This window comes from Lacticaseibacillus sp. 22 (assembly GCF_055413445.1).
The window spans coordinates 1-15738 of record NZ_JBVAYD010000015.1; the positions used below are offsets into that span (position 1 = coordinate 1).

Below are 15738 nucleotides of genomic sequence, written 5' to 3' on the forward strand. Positions count from 1 at the left end.
AATCCTGCGATCGTTGCGGCCATTGGGATGACTTCCGGTTATTGCGGCACCTTATTGACCCCTATGGCAGCGAATTTCAATAGTTTACCGGTTGCGTTGCTGGAAATGGAAGATCCATTGGGCGTCATTAAGCAGCAGGCACCCATCGCGATCCTGCTTTTGGTGATTCAAATCGGACTGATGTATTTCCTGGCGTTTTAGAAAGGACGATTAAGCATGAAGATTCTTGTGACAGGTTTTGATCCTTTTGGTGATGACAAGATTAATCCGGCGATTGAAGCGGTTAAACGTTTGCCAGATGAAATCGGCGGGGCCAAAATTGTGAAGTTAGAAATTCCCACTAAATTCAATGTTTCGGCAGAAGTGGTGCATGATGCGATTGTTAAAGAAAAGCCTGATTACGTTCTGAGTATTGGTCAGGCTGGCGGACGTTATGAACTGACGCCGGAGCGAGTGGCCATTAACTTGGATGACGGCCGCATTAAAGATAACGCTGGCTATCAGCCGTTAAACCATACGATCCATGAAGACGGCGAAAACGCCTATTTTACGCAATTACCAATTAAAGCGATGGCTAAGGCAATCAGAGAAGCCGGTGTTCCCGCGGCGGTTTCAAATACAGCCGGCACCTATGTCTGCAACCATATTTTCTATCAAGTGCAGTACATGCGGGACAAGGAATTCCCAACGATTAAAGCGGGCTTCATGCATATCCCGTTCTTGCCTGAACAAGTTGTTGCACGGCCAGAGACTCCGGCCTTGTCGCTTGAAGATGACATTAAAGGCATTACCGCAGCCATTGCCGCCATCGTCGCACATGATGGCAAAGGCGACCTTGAAACCGTTGAAGGCAAAAATCATTAATTGAAGATTCACGTTGATATTTTCCGCAAGCTCACTAGGGCGTGCGGATTTTTTAATGGCCGATTTTTCCGTTTTCTCCGGGTGGGCGATATAATAAAGGCAGAGATAAGGACACGGATACATCCTCAGTTTGGCAAAGGGAGGTTGTGACAACATGAGTATCGGAATTATTGGATCAGGTAATGTTGGACGCGCGTTGGGACAGCTTTTTAGTCATGTTGGCGAGCAAGTTATTTTGTCGCATCGACATGGGGTGGCATCACTGGCTCCGGTGATTGCGGAGATGCGATCAACAGTTGAAGCGGGTACAGTTGCCGAGGCGGCCAATCAGGATATTGTCGTTTTGGCAGTACCGTTCAATGCGTTAGACGAGCTGCCGGCGCAAGTGAAAGCTGATGCCGTGGTGATTGATGCTACGAATTATTTTCCTAGCCGTGACGGCGAACGAGCTGACTTGACGAGCCATCAAATCGCTTCATCGCAACTTGTGGCGCAACACTTTGGGACTAAGAAAGTCGTCAAGGCGTTCAATACGATTGCGATGACGAAAATTCGCAGCCTGGCTAAGCCGAATCAACCAGCCGGGCGGATTGCGATCCCTATTGCCGGGGATGATGCAACGGCGAAACAAACGGTGGCCGCATTGATTGAAAAGATCGGGTTTGATGTTGTTGATCTTGGTGATTTGGCCAACAGCTACCCGGCTCAAGCAGATGGCCCGTTATTCCTGTTCACCGGTAATGCTGATCAAGTTCGGGCGCAGGCAAATAAGTGACTGCAGCATGGTAGTTCACTTTGCACACAGGAGAAAAAATTGATGATTTTCTTTTATGGTATTTTGTTCATCATCGCGGTGACTTTCTTGTGGGTGATTAGCACCAATGAGTACGCGCAATTGGTTCAGAAAAAAAGTCGCGGCCAAGGGCGTTTGTTTCGGCCTTGTTGCTGGGCTGGATGAGTATTTTTGAAAAGCCGCTCGCTGCAATTGAAGACATGATAATCAAAAATCGGCCTTAGTGGAGAAGGTCTCTCACACTAAGGCCGATTTGTTTGGGGTTATTTTGTTACTGGCATTAACGCTGTCTCTAATTTTGATATGTGCTCATTGTACCGGCTGACCGATACGCTTTTTGTGATTTGCCACAATCATTTTGGCAATGGCTTTGGCGATGTTTTGGTTCTTAAGGACTGGACCGTGTGAATAACTGCCGATCGTATTCTTATAGCGCATGCCTTCAACACCGTCTTCCGGATTGTTACCGTAGCCTTCGATCATCTTTCCTAGAGGTTTTAGCTTATTTTTGTCGTCAAAATAAGTTCGGCCGCTATGGTTTTCAAATGCCTTGACGGTACCGAACTCGGTTTCGTATTTGGTGTCGCCGATCATACGACTGTCCGGTTTGAAGACGGTATGCAGCGGCAAAATACCGAGCCCTTTAATGACCGTCCCTTCACTAGTCTTGTAATAGTCACCGAGTAGTTGGTAGCCGCCACAGATAGCCAGCATCGGTTTGCCATTTTCGATGTAGCGGCCCAAGGTTTGGGCATAGCGCAGTAAATCCTTGGCGACAACGGTTTGTTCATAATCCTGACCGCCGCCAAAGAAAATGAAGTCGTAGTCATCGGCATTGAAGTCGTCACCAAGACTGATGTTATCGACTTGTACTTGATAGCCTTGTTGATTCAGCAAGTAACGCAGAATTTTAACATCCCCGCTGTCGCCATAAGTGTTCATGAGATCCTCATACAAATAAGCGATTTTGATCGTATCAGCCATGGACCGAGCGCCTCCGTTTTTTTGATTGGCAACAGCTTACCACAAGTGAAGGGAAAAAGAGAAGTGAGCTGATTGATTGGTGCTGAACAATTAAAGAAGGCGGGTAAAGTATCAGCTGGAACAACGCCAGACTGGTGCTTTATCCGCACTTAGTTGCCCTGCCATATGAATAGCAGGATTTAACGTTTATGTGCCTTGATCCAAGGTTGAGCCTTTTCCTCAATCGCTTGATAAATTGCATCCATATCCGAGTAGTCACTGATCTCAAACACGAATTCATCTGGCTGATCGTGAAAAGTCGGCTTGTTGTTTAAAATGATGTTCAGCTGGTCAAATTGGTTGTCACCAGTATCTTTGCGAATTTGGTATGTGAAAAACGCTGCTTCATAATCTTGAATATTGTCAGGCTCTTCGTACAACACTTCCATAAACTGGTGGTCAGTCTTGTAGTTGTCCTTTTTTAGCTTATCCCACAGCGCCTGATACTGCTGATGAAGTTCAGTTAACTGAGCATCCGTTAATTGTTCGTTTTCTTTAATTTCTTTACCGTCTAATTCCATTTTTTTCGCCTCTGAGTTGAATTACTTCCTTATTATCGAACTGTGTGGGGGGATTGTCAAAAGTAAGCGCGAGCCGGCGCGGTTAGAAGCCGGAGCATAAGTGGCCTTGGGCGTGATGGCCGGGCTTTGGCCATTGCGTCCAAGGTCCTTATGTGCAGGCTTCTGCGCCGGGGAGCGCGTTATGGGAGTATAGGCCAACTCTTTCTCAATTCTAGTATAATTAAGTGATTTCCGTTACTCCGAGCTGGCTACGCGGTGGCAGGCTGGCGACCGCGTAGCTAAAGTGGTGGGCACGACTTTGAACTCGCAAAGTGCGGTTTTCAAAGCTCGGCCTTGGTCTAAAGCGGAGAAGCCCACTCCGCTTAAGACCAATTTCACCACTGAGTCCGCCACCGCTCCGCCAGTTCTTGCTTTCCATCCAATTATCCAAACAAGATACTCAACATTTGTCAGGTAATATCCAAGATGGCTCGACTTCTTTAACGCCAGTGAAAACTAATTGTCTTGTTTCAAGTCGACACTTACCTCACTAAGAATACAGTTGAGCAGACGGCGCTTTTACGTTACACTTGACGGGTACGTGAAACCCTGTTTGTTCCACAAAATCAAACCCAAAAAAACGGAGGCAGACATGGATCCAACAGCTTTTGTCCACGCCTTGGCTGATCACGGTATCGTGTTGAATGACCACCAACAGGATCAGTTTGCGGCTTACTATCAGTATCTGATCAGTGAGAACGAGAAAATGAATCTGACTGGTATCACTGCTGAAGGGGACGTCTACCTCAAGCACTTTTATGATTCCCTAACATTAGGCTTGGTGGTGCCAAAATTGCAAAGCCAGCCATTGTCGCTGTGTGATGTTGGCGCCGGGGCGGGTTTTCCATCAATCCCCTTAAAAATTGCGTTTCCTCAGTTGAAGATCACCATTGTCGATTCGCTGCAGAAGCGGATTGGCTTTTTGGAACGTTTAACGGCGCGGTTAGAGTTGACCGATGTGCAGCTCTTTCATGATCGGGCCGAGACTTTTGGTGCCAAAAAATCGCCGCACCGTGGCCAGTATGATCTGGTGACAGCACGCGCGGTGGCGGCGCTGAACGTCTTAGCAGAACTCTGTTTACCACTCGCCAAGCAGCACGGGCAGTTTGTAGCGATGAAGGCCGCCGCAACTCCTGAAGAATTAATAGCGGCCAAACCGGCAATCAACCTACTTGGCGGTAAACTCGTTCAGGATGCAGCGCTGACCTTGCCGGAAACCGGGGATACGCGCCATTTGTTAGTGATTGAAAAAGTTAAACCGACACCGAATAAATATCCCCGAAAACCGGGCATGCCGAATAAACAACCATTGGGAGGTGCATAGCGCGTGGCATTATCATTTTTTGGCCATAAAAAGTCAGATGACGAGACGGTCGTGCAACAATTACCGCTTAAAGCTATTGTCCCCAATCAATTTCAGCCGCGAAAAGTTTTTACTTCCGAATCCATTCAGGAATTAGCTGCTACGATCAAAGAACACGGCTTGTTGCAGCCCATTATTGTGCGTGAATACGCGCCAGATCAGTACGAAATTATTGCCGGAGAACGACGCTACCGGGCAATGCAACTGCTGGGGTGGGAAAAAGCACCAGCCATTGTGCAAAAGATGGATGATGATGAAAGTGCGTCAATGGCTTTAGTTGAAAACCTGCAACGTGAAGGTTTAAGTGCGATTGAAGAAGGACAGGCTTATGTTGCGCTGATGAAACTGAATCACCTAACCCAAGGCGCATTAGCCCAACAATTAGGTAAAAGTCAGGCTTTTGTTGCCAATAAGATCCGGCTGCTGAAGCTTAGTGCGCCGGTGCAAGAAGCCATTATGAATGGTCAAATCAGCGAGCGTCATGGCCGTGAGTTGTTAAAACTCGATGAATCCGAACAAGTACCAGCCTTACAACAGGTTTTTGCGGAAAAACTGACAGTCAAGGAAACGGCTGCGTTAGTAAATGAACGGTTGCGCCCAAAGAAGCCCACACCAAAGCCTAAGCCAAAAGTTCGGCGATCAGCGGTGAGTCATGATACCCGCATCGCTTGGAACACGTTGAAACGTTCGGTTAAGATGATTCGGGATACGGGAATGACAGTCACGGCCAAAGAAGAAGATACCGATGACGCATACCGTATGATCATCGAGATTCCAAAAGAGAAGAGATAGGAGGAACTCATGACACATATCATTGCTGTTGCCAACCAAAAAGGCGGTGTTGGGAAAACAACAACGACCATTAATCTGGGAGCGTGTTTGGCTAACCTTGGTAAGAAAATTCTGATTGTAGATGCTGATGCTCAAGGCAATGCGACGAGCGGTGTCGGGATTCAAAAGGCCCAAGTCGAAAAAGATATCTATGACGTGTTAGTCAATGAGGATCCGATTACTGAAGCCATTTTACCGACAAAGCACAAGAATCTTTTTATTGTTCCGGCAACGATTCAATTAGCAGGAGCAGAAATCGAATTAACCAGTCAGATGGCGCGGGAGATGCGGCTAAAGTTAGGCTTACACCCGGTGGCGGATCAGTACGACTATATCTTGATTGATTGTCCACCATCTTTAGGCCAGCTTTCCATCAACGCGTTTACTGCAAGCGATTCGATTTTGATTCCGGTACAAAGCGAATATTACGCGTTGGAAGGATTGAGCCAACTGCTTAATACGGTGCGCCTTGTTCAAAAGCATTTCAATCCAAGCCTGGCAATTGAAGGCGTTTTGTTAACCATGTATGATGCGCGAACCAATTTAGGGGCGCAAGTGATTGATGAAGTGCGCAAATATTTTGGTGATAAAGTCTATACAACCGTGATTCCGCGGATTACCCGGCTGGCTGAAGCGCCAAGTTATGGCCTGCCGATCGTGGATTTTGATCCGAAATCACGGGGATCCGAAGTTTACGAGGCATTAGCCAAGGAGGTGCTGGCTGCTCATGGCGAATAAGAATAGTAAAGGACTAGGTCGGGGGATCGATGCGATCTTCAAGGATTTTGAAAGTCCCGATCTAAGTGCCAACAATACCGTTGAGGAACTGCCGCTGGTCGATATCCGTCCCAATCCCTACCAACCGCGTAAAACCTTTGATCAGGAAGGCTTAAAAGAACTAGCTGATTCGATCAAGCAAACCGGGGTTTTTCAGCCGATTATTGTGCGCAAAAGTGTTTCGGGTTACGAAATCATCACAGGTGAACGGCGCTTTCGGGCGTCAAAACTGGCCGGCAAGGAAACCATTCCCACCATTGTTCGCGATTTTAACGATCCGGAAATGATGGAAATTGCCGTGTTGGAAAACCTGCAGCGAGAAGATTTAACCCCGTTGGATGAAGCACAGGCATATGATACGTTGATCAAACGCTTAAATCTGACGCAAGCAGAGGTCTCAGCCCGGCTAGGCAAAAGTCGGCCCTACATCGCTAACTATCTGCGGCTGTTGACGTTGCCACAGCCGGTTAAGCAGATGTTGAGCGCCAATCAGCTGTCGATGGGGCAAGCCCGAACGCTGCTGAGTCTTAAAGATAAGACCAAGATGGTGGCAGTTGCTAAAAAGACAATCAGCGAAAATCTAACGGTTCGTCAACTTGAGCGGCTCATTAATCAAATGAATGCCGGTACCAATCGGCCAGCGACCAAGGAAAAACCGAAGTCGCCGTATGTACGCGCAACCGAAAATCAGTTAGGTGAGCGCTTCGGAACCAAGGTCAATATTAATGAAGGCAGTAAAGGCAAGGGCAAGATCGAAATTGATTTTAGCTCTGAAAAAGACCTGAACCGTATCTTAGCCATGCTTGACGTCAATATTGATTAACTGGCAAAACAGTTGGAGGTGGGCGCATGTATCAACTACATGATCTGGTGCAAATGAAGAAACCGCATGCGTGCGGCACAAATCGTTGGGAGATCATCCGCTTAGGGGCAGATATCAAAGTACGTTGCACCGGTTGCGGACATATCGTGATGATGTCGCGCCGTGATTTTGAGAAGCGACTCAAAAAAGTGTTGGGTCAGGCAGAACAAACAGACTAAATAGAAAGTGTGAAATAACCAAATGGCTTTAACAGCAGGTATTGTCGGACTTCCCAATGTTGGCAAGTCCACGCTTTTTAATGCAATTACTAAGGCGGGTGCGGAGATGGCAAATTATCCGTTTGCCACCATTGACCCGAATGTTGGGATGGTTGAAGTGCCGGATAACCGACTGGCACGCATCGATGAACTGATTCCCGCTAAAAAAATCATTCATACGACTTTTGAATTCACCGATATTGCCGGAATTGTCAAAGGTGCTTCTAAAGGGGAAGGACTGGGCAACAAGTTCCTGGAAAATATTCGGCAAGTGGATGCGATTGTTCATGTTGTCCGTGCGTTTGATGATGACAACATTACCAGCGTCACCGGTAAAGTCGATCCGCTAGAAGATATGGCCACCATTAATATGGAACTGGCCATTGCGGATTTGGATTCAGTTAACAAACGCTATGCCAAGGTCGAAAAAGTGGCGCGGACACAAACAAACGATAAAGAAGCTCAGGCTGAGTTTAAAGTGTTGCAAAAAATCAAGCCAGTGCTCGAAAACGGCGGCATGGTACGCAGCATCGACTTTGATAAAGACGAGCAAAAAATTGTCAAAGGCCTTTTTCTGCTCACGAGTAAGCCAGTTTTATATGTCGCTAATATTGCCGAAGAAGCGATGGCTGATCCGGATTCAGTCGACTATGTTAAGCAAATTAAAGCCGAAGCCGCTAAAGAAGGTGCCGAAGTTATCGCCATTTCCGCCAAGACTGAAGAAGAAATTGCGGAGTTGGACGATGACGAAAAAGCTGACTTTTTGGCAGCGGAAGGCGTGGATGAATCTGGCCTCGATAAGCTGATCAAAGCGAGCTATCATCTTTTGGGGTTGGCGACCTTCTTTACAGCCGGTGGCAAGGAGACTCGTGCGTGGACATTCCGTCGCGGCATGAAGGCGCCTCAAGTAGCCGGTATCATTCATTCAGACTTCGAGCGTGGGTTTATTCGGGCAGAAACCATGTCTTTTGCCGATTTGGATAAATACGGTTCCGTTCAGGCGGTTAAAGAAGCCGGACGTTATCGCTCCGAGGGTAAAGAATACGAAGTGCAAGATGGGGATATCATTGAATTCCGGTTCAATGTTTAAGCTGACTGGTCAAATAAGGCCCGCAGTGATGATGATTTTTTAAGATAGGAGTTTCAAATGGCAGAAAAGCATGAAGCAGACACGAGTCAAGCGGTAGACAGTGCTGCAGTTGATCAACAGCAAGCAGCAGGCGGTACTTCTGAAGCTTCGTCCGCAACCGATGCGGCAAGTAAGAATGCCCATGTTAAACAGGTGCGGCCGGCTTCAACAGTTCCGGAAATGATTGAACAACTCACCAAAAAGAATGATGAGTACGTGTTCAAGTTGCGGCGTGAATTGAAAGATGGCGGCATGTCTGCAACTGATGAAGAGACCTTACTTAAGACGATGTTGCCGGAAATGATTACGGCGCAACGTCAAGGCAAGCCCGCTACCCAGCTATACGGGCCGGTAACGGTGAAGGCAAACGAAATTTTGCATACGCCCAAGCCTGAACCCAAGAAGCCAATGTGGTTACTGATTGTCGATCAAAGCCTGTTCTTTATGGCGATTTTGGCGGTTATGTACGGTGCTTTGGCCTACTTCAATCCCAAGACCCAGAACACGGCTACTAGCGGTTTTCTTAGCCTCTTGCTGCTGAGTTTTATGGCCGGAATTTTCTTCGTGTACTACGCCGACTGGATGCAAAAAGACAAGAAAGAACGCCGCAGTGCCTGGTTGGTTCTTGGAGGCGGCGTCTTATTGGTCGTTGCGGTTACCTTCCTCAGCAGTGCGCTTGCGTTGCTCAATACGCCGCTGACTCAGCCGATGCCATGGTTTGCCAACATTATCGTTGGGGTTGTTGCTTACGGCATTCACTGGGTGTTGCAGCATCGGTATCATCTCAAGAGCTTTTTCCAACGGTAGACTTGGGAAATCAAAGGTTGTGGTTCTTGAACAACTAGGCTCAATAAACTCAACGGGTGCTAGAAGACAGGATGCATATGTCTTCTAGTGTCCGTTTTTTCTTTGCTGCCAAAGGAAATTAAGCGTGAGTAGCTTGAAAACTAAACGCCTCGGAGCTAATGCCGAATAATAACAGGTGATTTTATGAGCATGATTGCAAAAGACGAACATTAATTTCGCAAACTGGCAACCGTTTTTATTTTGTTCGGGTCTTAATGAACAATTATGAGATTTTCTTTCATTTTTAAGCCTATGATACCGGTCTTTTCAAAAAAATTAACGTCTACGTTTGACGAGGCCAATTTCCGGTAGTACATTAGTCAACAACTAAAATTGAAAGAGGGATTTACGCAATGAGTAATTGGGATACAAAGTTTGCCCGGCGTGGTTTTACATTTGATGATGTGTTGTTGATACCTGCAGAAAGTCATGTTTTGCCTCACGATGTCGATCTGTCTGTACAACTTGCGGACAATCTAAAGTTGAATATCCCAATCATCTCAGCGGGGATGGATACGGTGACCGAAAGTGCCATGGCAATTGCAATGGCGCGTCAAGGCGGTTTAGGTGTTATCCATAAGAACATGAGCATTGAGGCTCAGGCTGATGAAGTGCTTAAGGTTAAGCGCAGTGAAAACGGGGTCATCGTTGATCCGTTCTTCCTCACTGCTGACAAGCCAGTTAGTGATGCGGAAGCGTTGATGAAGAAGTATCGCATCAGCGGCGTTCCGATCGTTAATAATACAACCGATCGTAAACTGACCGGGATCATTACGAACCGTGACTTGCGGTATGTTGATGATAAGAGCGTTCTGATCGATACCGTGATGACCAAGGAAGGTTTGGTCACTGCTCCGGCTGGCACTTCAATTGAAGACGCTGAAGCCATCCTGCAAGCCCGTAAGATTGAAAAGTTACCACTGATTGATAAGCAAGGCCGGCTCAGCGGACTCATCACGATTAAGGATATCGAAAAAGTGGTAGAATTCCCGCATGCCGCTAAAGATGCACATGGTCGGTTGTTAGTCGCTGCCGCAGTCGGGGTTACCTCGGATACGTTTGAACGGGCCCAGGCGCTGTTGGATGCAGGGGTTGATGCGATTGTCATTGATACTGCTCACGGTCATAGCGCCGGTGTTATTCGTAAGATCAAAGAAATTCGCGAACATTTTCCATTAGCAACCTTAATTGCCGGAAATGTTGCAACGGCAGAAGCAACGGAGGCGTTGTATGACGCTGGCGTTGATGTTGTGAAAGTCGGCATCGGCCCTGGTTCGATTTGCACGACCCGAATTGTTGCCGGCGTTGGGGTTCCCCAGTTGACCGCCGTTTATGACGCTGCCAGTGTTGCTCGCAAGCGTGGTAAAACCATTATTGCCGATGGTGGGATCAAGTATTCCGGCGATATTGTCAAAGCGCTTGCTGCCGGTGGTAACGCCGTCATGCTTGGCTCACTCTTGGCTGGTACCGATGAAGCACCAGGCCAGTTTGAGATTTATCAAGGCCGGCGCTTTAAGACGTATCGCGGCATGGGTTCCTTGGGCGCGATGGCACAGGCTCATGGATCAAGTGATCGTTACTTCCAAAGCGGTGTCAATGAAGCTAACAAGCTCGTTCCTGAAGGGATTGAAGGCCGGGTTGCTTACAAAGGCAGCCTTGGCGATGTGATCTTCCAGATGCTTGGCGGCATTGAATCCGGTATGGGTTATGTTGGCGCACCGAACTTACAAGAACTACAGGATAATGCGCAGTTCATTCAAATTACCGGCGCCGGATTACGTGAAAGCCATCCACATGACGTCCAAATCACCCGGGAAGCACCAAACTACTCCGTTCAATAATCAAGATATTCAGTTTAAGAGCTTGCAGTTACCCACTTGAGGCAGCTGCAGGCTCTTTTTTAGTGAGCGCGAGCCGGCGCGGTTAGCAATCGGAGTGTAAGTGGCCTTAAGCGTGATGGCCGGGCTTTGGCCATTGCGCTTAAGGTCCTTACACGCAGATTGCTGCGCCGGGGAGCGCGTTATAGAAAGCGAGCGTGAACCAGCGCGGTTAGGGATCGGAGTGTAAGTGGCCTCAGGCGTGATGGCCGGTCTTTGGCCATTGCGCCTGAGGTCCTTACACGCAGATCCCTGCGCCGGGGAGCGCGTTATAGAAAGCGAGCGTGAACCAGCGCGGTTAGCAATCGGAGTGTAAGTGGCCTCAGGCGTGAAGGCCGGTCTTTGGCCATTGCGCCCAAGGTTCTTACACGCAGACTTCTGCGCCGGGGAGCGCGTTATGGTAATCGCGAGCAAGACAGTTTTAACGTGCGAGCTTACCGTTTTTGATAACGTGCCCGATGAAAAGCGGTCAGTATCGGTGTGCCAAAAGTGGTGGCTATTGCTAACGGCCAAGGAACGGGGCGCTCCGTGGTCGCCAACAATGTTTGCAGCCATTGCGCAGTCGGCAGTAGTTTTATCAACCGATGACTGGAAAACTGGGTGAATAACAGATTTTCACTATAAAAATGGATCAGATACCGCTGTAGAAGCGGGTCATGGATTGGCAACAGCAGATCGTTGCTATTATTGCGATTACCCAAAAACAGTGGCAGTCCCGCGAAGTCGCGTTGTAAATCAGATGTCCGGCTTTTATGAGCACTGGCCATTGCCGGCGTGAGTCGTAACATGAAAACCAGTTTATGTGCTGCTGCCCACAACAACATATTGGCAATAGCAGCATCGGTTGCCGTGAAATTGAAAGCAAGCTGCTGTGCTGCAGGACTGGCGAATGCTTGGCGTAGCTGTGACTGGAGCTCAGTAGCGGTTTGTTTATCTGAATAAAGCACCTGCAGCTGCCGAACACCGCGCAGCCAATGAAGGTGGGTTGCCAAGCGTAGGGTCAGCCATTCGTCTTGGTGGTGAAGCAGCCAATAGGTACTACCGCTTGAATGGGCAATGTTAATACCGGCAATTTGCATCGTTTGCGGCAAACTGGCAGCTACGAGGGTTGTTAATTTTGGCAAAAGAACACCTCCCACCTGAAATGCAAAGCACGCATGGCGCTCGTTTTCTTAGGGTTTTCGTAAAGAATTCCCGGTTCAATTTTGGTACAATGGACAGTGATGTTACAGTCCCTAACGATTGCCGTATAAATGGAGTCAAAATTATGAAGATATTAATTGTAGACGATGATAAAGAAATCGTCGAACTATTGAGCATTTATGTTAAAAACGAAGGCTATGAACCTATTCAAGCATACTCGGGCAAAGAAGCGATTACCAAGCTTGTGACCAATCCCGATATTGCGTTAATGATTTTGGATATTATGATGCCGAATATGTCAGGCATGGATGTGGTTAAGGAAGTACGCAAGGATTCGCAAATTCCGATTATCATTGTGTCAGCCAAAACAGCAGATATGGATAAGATTCAAGGATTGATCACCGGTGCTGACGATTACGTCACGAAGCCATTTAATCCACTTGAGGTGATGGCGCGAGTCAAGAGTCTTTTGCGTCGGAGTCAAAATGAGGTGACCAATTCGGAGCCGGATGTGCTGGAAGTCGGTCCTTTGACGATCAAAAAGGATAGCCACGAGGTCACAACTTTGACCGGCAAACAGATTCAGTTAACGGCTTTGGAGTTTGGAATTCTCTACTTGCTTGCCAGTCACCCGAATCGCGTCTTTTCCGCTGACGAGATTTTTGAGCGGGTTTGGCAACAGGAGTCAATTGTATCCGCCAAGACCGTGATGGTGCATGTTTCACACCTGCGTGACAAGATTGAAGAGGCAACAGATGGTGAGAAAGTCATCGAAACTGTCTGGGGCGTTGGCTACAAGGTCGAGGCCTAGTTCATGAGCGAAAAGGTCAAACTCACTGGTAAGGAAAAGTCCGAGTTGTGGATTGAAGGCATTGTGACAGTTATTTTGTTACTGATGCTGAACTTTGCGTTGTTAGTGCTGATTAATCAGATGATTGCGCATAATCCCGGGTTGGAGAATGCAATCTGGGGTGTGAAGACGAATTTGACTTTTGGCCGCGGCGGTTTTCATCTGTGGAGCTGGTCGAATCTTTTCCTTACCTTGATGGGCATTGCAGACGTCATTGTGGTGTACTGGCGATTGGCACGGCGATATCGGCAGATGCAGATGCGCCACGTGATTGCAGAGTTGCATTATATTGCGGATGGCCACTTGGATCACCGAATTAAATTTGAGGTGAATACCGAGCTGCAAAAAGTGGTTAGCAGCATTAATGCGCTGGTTGATTCTACCGTGAACTCTATGGAAGAGGAACGACGAATCGAACAGAGTAAAGATGAGCTGATTACCAATGTCAGTCATGATATCCGCACACCGTTGACCTCGATCATTGGCTACTTAGGCTTGATTGAGGATCATCAATACCGAAGTGAAGCAGAGCTACTCAAGTACACGCACACAGCGTATTTGAAAGCAAAGCAGATGAAGGTTTTGGTTGAAGATTTGTTTGAGTATACCAAGGTTAAATCAACCACGACCAAGCTGAATCCGGTCCGGTTCAATATGATTGCGATGTTGGAACAGCTTGCCGCGAGCTTTGAGTTGGAAGCCCATAAGAAACACATGCGGATCCTGGTCAGCGGCGAACCGAACCCATTAATGATGGAAGCTGACACTGAAAAGCTGGGTCGCGTTTTCAATAATCTGATCGTCAATGCGTTGAAATATGGGCAAGGCGGACGGCACATTTTCCTTGACGCCCAGCGGATTGGCAGCGAAGTCGTCGTGAAGGTTTCAAATGATGGGGCTCAGATTCCCAACGATGCCTTAAGCCAGTTGTTTGATCGCTTTTACCGGGTAGAAGAAAGCCGCTCCCAAGAAACCGGGGGCACAGGACTAGGGTTGGCCATTGCGCAAAGCATCATTGCGTTGCATGGCGGGTATATTTACGCAGATTCAAGTCCTGAATTAACCAGTTTTGTGATTCATTTACCATTAAAAGTTGGCGCTTCGCTGACGGATAAACAAACTAAATCTAATGAGGAAGCAGGAAAGACGAAATGAAGAAGTTGTTACGTGGGTTGGTTGCCGCAATGGTCGCGGTATTAATGATAGGCGGTGCTGCTCCAGCGGTGTCCGTTGCAGCTGCCGAAAGCAGTGATACAAATCTGGTTAATGCCAAAGCCGCGGTTGCAATTGAGCCCACAACTGGCAAGGTTTTGTATGCTAAGAATGCAAGCACGGTTTTGCCGATTGCATCCATGACCAAGATGATCAGTATTGAGTTAGTTCTCGATGCCATTAAATCAGGCAAGATCAAGTGGGACGACAAGGTGACGTTGGATCAGTCGATATGGACAATTAGTCAAGACCGTGATCTCAGCAATGTGCCGCTGCGACGTGATGGCTCATACTCAGTGCGCGAGTTATATGATGCCTCGCTCATCTACTCAGCCAATGCAGCCATGATGTTGCTTGCAAAGGCAGTAGCCGGCAGCCAGGAGAAGTTTGTTAATCAAATGGATGCCAAGCTCAAGAGCTGGGGCATTACAGACGCTAAAATTGTCAATGTGACAGGACTGAATAATAGTCAGCTGAAAGATGCCAAAGTACCAGGTACTGGCGACAATGCGGAAAACGAAATGTCAGCCAAAGATATGGCACAAGTCGCGCAACACTTAATTAAGGATCATCCGGAAGTTTTAAAAACAACCAGTATTGCCAGGCAGACCTTCCGTAAAGGGACCGATGATGCGATCAATATGGAAAACTGGGATTGGATGCTCAAAGGTTTGGTTTCCTACGATAAGAACCTGCCAGTTGACGGGCTAAAAACCGGGACTTCCGATGCGGCTGGCGACTGCTTTACCGGGACGGTTGAAAAGAATGGCATGCGGATCATCACCGTGGTGTTACACGCAAATGGCGATGCCAAGACACGGCGGTTTGATGAAACCAAAAAGCTGATGACCCATGTTCTGGAAAACTGGAAGACCATAACGCTTGCGAATGCCGGCCAAAGTATTAAGGGCTACAGTAAGGTCAATGTCAACCGTGGCGCATCACGGACAACACCGATTGCACCAAGCGCAAAAGCCGTTGCCGTTGTTCCCACTGATGCAAGTAAAAAGACACTTAAGTATACTTACACACCGGCTAAGGGTGTCAAAAAGAACACAATTGAAGCCCCCGTCAAGAAAGGTACCACGATCGGTAATTTGAAGGTAACCGCAAAAGACGATCAACTTGGCTTTGTGGGTGATAACGCACAAGAAGGCATTACCCTTAAAACGACCAAGTCCAATCAGAAAGCTAATTTCTTTGTCCTGATTTTCCGTGGTATTGGTGATTTCTTCAGTCACATTTTTTAGTCGGTACTGCTGACATCATGAGGTGAATGTTTTGGACTCCCGGTTGGAGGTCAACGCGTTCGCCTTTTTTGTGAGCGCGAGCCAGCCCGTTTAGAAACCGGAGTGTAAGTGGCCTTAGCCGTGATGGCCGGGCTTTGGCC

Annotated in this window: 17 protein-coding genes; 14 read left to right on the forward strand and 3 right to left on the reverse strand. The window is 47.7% G+C overall.

Annotation, left to right across the window (positions count from 1 at the left end; genetic code table 11):
• The 3 genes from ACWP87_RS08200 to ACWP87_RS08210 all read left to right on the forward strand — a co-directional run.
• Positions 1-201: 5-oxoproline transporter, DUF979 family subunit (locus ACWP87_RS08200; protein WP_031541766.1), on the forward strand; the 201-nt coding region annotated here is incomplete at its 5' end.
• Positions 202-216: 15 nt separating this feature from the next.
• Positions 217-864 carry a pyroglutamyl-peptidase I gene (gene pcp / locus ACWP87_RS08205; RefSeq protein ID WP_014568983.1) on the forward strand — a complete coding sequence of 216 codons (648 nt, stop codon included), beginning with the start codon at positions 217-219 and terminating at the stop codon, positions 862-864.
• A 154-nt stretch (positions 865-1018) separates the two neighbouring features.
• Positions 1019-1639, forward strand: a complete 621-nt coding sequence (locus ACWP87_RS08210; protein WP_014568984.1) for an NADPH-dependent F420 reductase — start codon at positions 1019-1021, stop codon at positions 1637-1639.
• A gap of 327 nt (positions 1640-1966) precedes the next feature.
• Here ACWP87_RS08210 and ACWP87_RS08215 read toward each other — a convergent pair whose 3' ends face one another.
• Together ACWP87_RS08215 and ACWP87_RS08220 are read right to left on the reverse strand one after the other, a co-directional pair.
• Positions 1967-2641 carry a type 1 glutamine amidotransferase gene (locus ACWP87_RS08215; RefSeq protein WP_005685307.1) on the reverse strand — a complete coding sequence of 225 codons (675 nt, stop codon included), beginning with the start codon at positions 2639-2641 and terminating at the stop codon, positions 1967-1969.
• Positions 2642-2820: 179 nt separating this feature from the next.
• On the reverse strand, positions 2821-3201 hold the full coding sequence (locus tag ACWP87_RS08220) for a hypothetical protein (RefSeq protein ID WP_014568986.1): 381 nt from the start codon (positions 3199-3201) through the stop codon (positions 2821-2823).
• 631 nt (positions 3202-3832) lie between these two features.
• Between ACWP87_RS08220 and rsmG the strand changes: the two genes are divergently transcribed.
• The 8 genes from rsmG (at position 3833) to guaB (ending at position 11107) form a co-directional block, all read left to right on the forward strand.
• Entirely contained in the window at positions 3833-4564 is a 732-nt protein-coding gene (gene rsmG, locus ACWP87_RS08225) for a 16S rRNA (guanine(527)-N(7))-methyltransferase RsmG (protein WP_014568987.1), read from the forward strand.
• A 3-nt stretch (positions 4565-4567) separates the two neighbouring features.
• Positions 4568-5395 (forward strand): nucleoid occlusion protein, encoded by an 828-nt coding sequence (gene noc / locus ACWP87_RS08230; RefSeq protein WP_005685310.1) that lies wholly within the window; start codon positions 4568-4570, stop codon positions 5393-5395.
• 9 nt (positions 5396-5404) lie between these two features.
• Positions 5405-6172, forward strand: coding sequence for a ParA family protein (locus ACWP87_RS08235; RefSeq protein WP_005685311.1), 768 nt, complete (start codon positions 5405-5407; stop codon positions 6170-6172).
• Positions 6162-7034, forward strand: coding sequence for a ParB/RepB/Spo0J family partition protein (locus ACWP87_RS08240; protein ID WP_014568988.1), 873 nt, complete (start codon positions 6162-6164; stop codon positions 7032-7034). Before ACWP87_RS08235 ends, ACWP87_RS08240 begins: the two co-directional genes overlap by 11 nt.
• A gap of 26 nt (positions 7035-7060) precedes the next feature.
• Positions 7061-7252 (forward strand): DUF951 domain-containing protein, encoded by a 192-nt coding sequence (locus ACWP87_RS08245; RefSeq protein ID WP_005685313.1) that lies wholly within the window; start codon positions 7061-7063, stop codon positions 7250-7252.
• A gap of 22 nt (positions 7253-7274) precedes the next feature.
• Entirely contained in the window at positions 7275-8381 is a 1107-nt protein-coding gene (gene ychF, locus ACWP87_RS08250; RefSeq protein WP_014568989.1) for a redox-regulated ATPase YchF, read from the forward strand.
• 57 nt (positions 8382-8438) lie between these two features.
• On the forward strand, positions 8439-9227 hold the full coding sequence (locus tag ACWP87_RS08255; protein ID WP_005685315.1) for a DUF1129 domain-containing protein: 789 nt from the start codon (positions 8439-8441) through the stop codon (positions 9225-9227).
• Positions 9228-9619: 392 nt separating this feature from the next.
• Entirely contained in the window at positions 9620-11107 is a 1488-nt protein-coding gene (guaB, locus tag ACWP87_RS08260; RefSeq protein WP_005690053.1) for an IMP dehydrogenase, read from the forward strand.
• Between the two features lie 470 nt (positions 11108-11577).
• On the opposite strand, the gene ACWP87_RS08265 is transcribed toward guaB, so the two are convergent.
• Positions 11578-12267, reverse strand: coding sequence for a hypothetical protein (locus tag ACWP87_RS08265; protein WP_014568991.1), 690 nt, complete (start codon positions 12265-12267; stop codon positions 11578-11580).
• Positions 12268-12410: 143 nt separating this feature from the next.
• Between ACWP87_RS08265 and croR the strand changes: the two genes are divergently transcribed.
• From croR to ACWP87_RS08280, 3 genes are read left to right on the forward strand one after another with little or no spacing between them, the layout of a single operon-like run.
• Positions 12411-13097, forward strand: a complete 687-nt coding sequence (croR, locus tag ACWP87_RS08270) for a response regulator transcription factor CroR (protein WP_005685318.1) — start codon at positions 12411-12413, stop codon at positions 13095-13097.
• A 3-nt stretch (positions 13098-13100) separates the two neighbouring features.
• On the forward strand, positions 13101-14291 hold the full coding sequence (locus tag ACWP87_RS08275) for a sensor histidine kinase (RefSeq protein WP_005685320.1): 1191 nt from the start codon (positions 13101-13103) through the stop codon (positions 14289-14291).
• The gene (locus ACWP87_RS08280; protein WP_005685321.1) at positions 14288-15598 is read left to right on the forward strand and encodes a D-alanyl-D-alanine carboxypeptidase family protein; all 1311 of its coding nucleotides are present in this window, start codon (positions 14288-14290) and stop codon (positions 15596-15598) included. Before ACWP87_RS08275 ends, ACWP87_RS08280 begins: the two co-directional genes overlap by 4 nt.
• The last annotated feature ends 140 nt before the right edge of the window (positions 15599-15738 follow it).

Coding starts and splice junctions, on each gene's coding strand:
- pcp (WP_014568983.1), top strand. CDS start 217: ATGAAGATTCTTGTGACAGGTTTTGATCCTTTTGGTGATGACAAGATT.
- ACWP87_RS08210 (WP_014568984.1), top strand. CDS start 1,019: ATGAGTATCGGAATTATTGGATCAGGTAATGTTGGACGCGCGTTGGGA.
- ACWP87_RS08215 (WP_005685307.1), bottom strand. CDS start 2,641: ATGGCTGATACGATCAAAATCGCTTATTTGTATGAGGATCTCATGAAC.
- ACWP87_RS08220 (WP_014568986.1), bottom strand. CDS start 3,201: ATGGAATTAGACGGTAAAGAAATTAAAGAAAACGAACAATTAACGGAT.
- rsmG (WP_014568987.1), top strand. CDS start 3,833: ATGGATCCAACAGCTTTTGTCCACGCCTTGGCTGATCACGGTATCGTG.
- ACWP87_RS08235 (WP_005685311.1), top strand. CDS start 5,405: ATGACACATATCATTGCTGTTGCCAACCAAAAAGGCGGTGTTGGGAAA.
- ACWP87_RS08240 (WP_014568988.1), top strand. CDS start 6,162: ATGGCGAATAAGAATAGTAAAGGACTAGGTCGGGGGATCGATGCGATC.
- ACWP87_RS08245 (WP_005685313.1), top strand. CDS start 7,061: ATGTATCAACTACATGATCTGGTGCAAATGAAGAAACCGCATGCGTGC.
- ychF (WP_014568989.1), top strand. CDS start 7,275: ATGGCTTTAACAGCAGGTATTGTCGGACTTCCCAATGTTGGCAAGTCC.
- ACWP87_RS08255 (WP_005685315.1), top strand. CDS start 8,439: ATGGCAGAAAAGCATGAAGCAGACACGAGTCAAGCGGTAGACAGTGCT.
- guaB (WP_005690053.1), top strand. CDS start 9,620: ATGAGTAATTGGGATACAAAGTTTGCCCGGCGTGGTTTTACATTTGAT.
- croR (WP_005685318.1), top strand. CDS start 12,411: ATGAAGATATTAATTGTAGACGATGATAAAGAAATCGTCGAACTATTG.
- ACWP87_RS08275 (WP_005685320.1), top strand. CDS start 13,101: ATGAGCGAAAAGGTCAAACTCACTGGTAAGGAAAAGTCCGAGTTGTGG.
- ACWP87_RS08280 (WP_005685321.1), top strand. CDS start 14,288: ATGAAGAAGTTGTTACGTGGGTTGGTTGCCGCAATGGTCGCGGTATTA.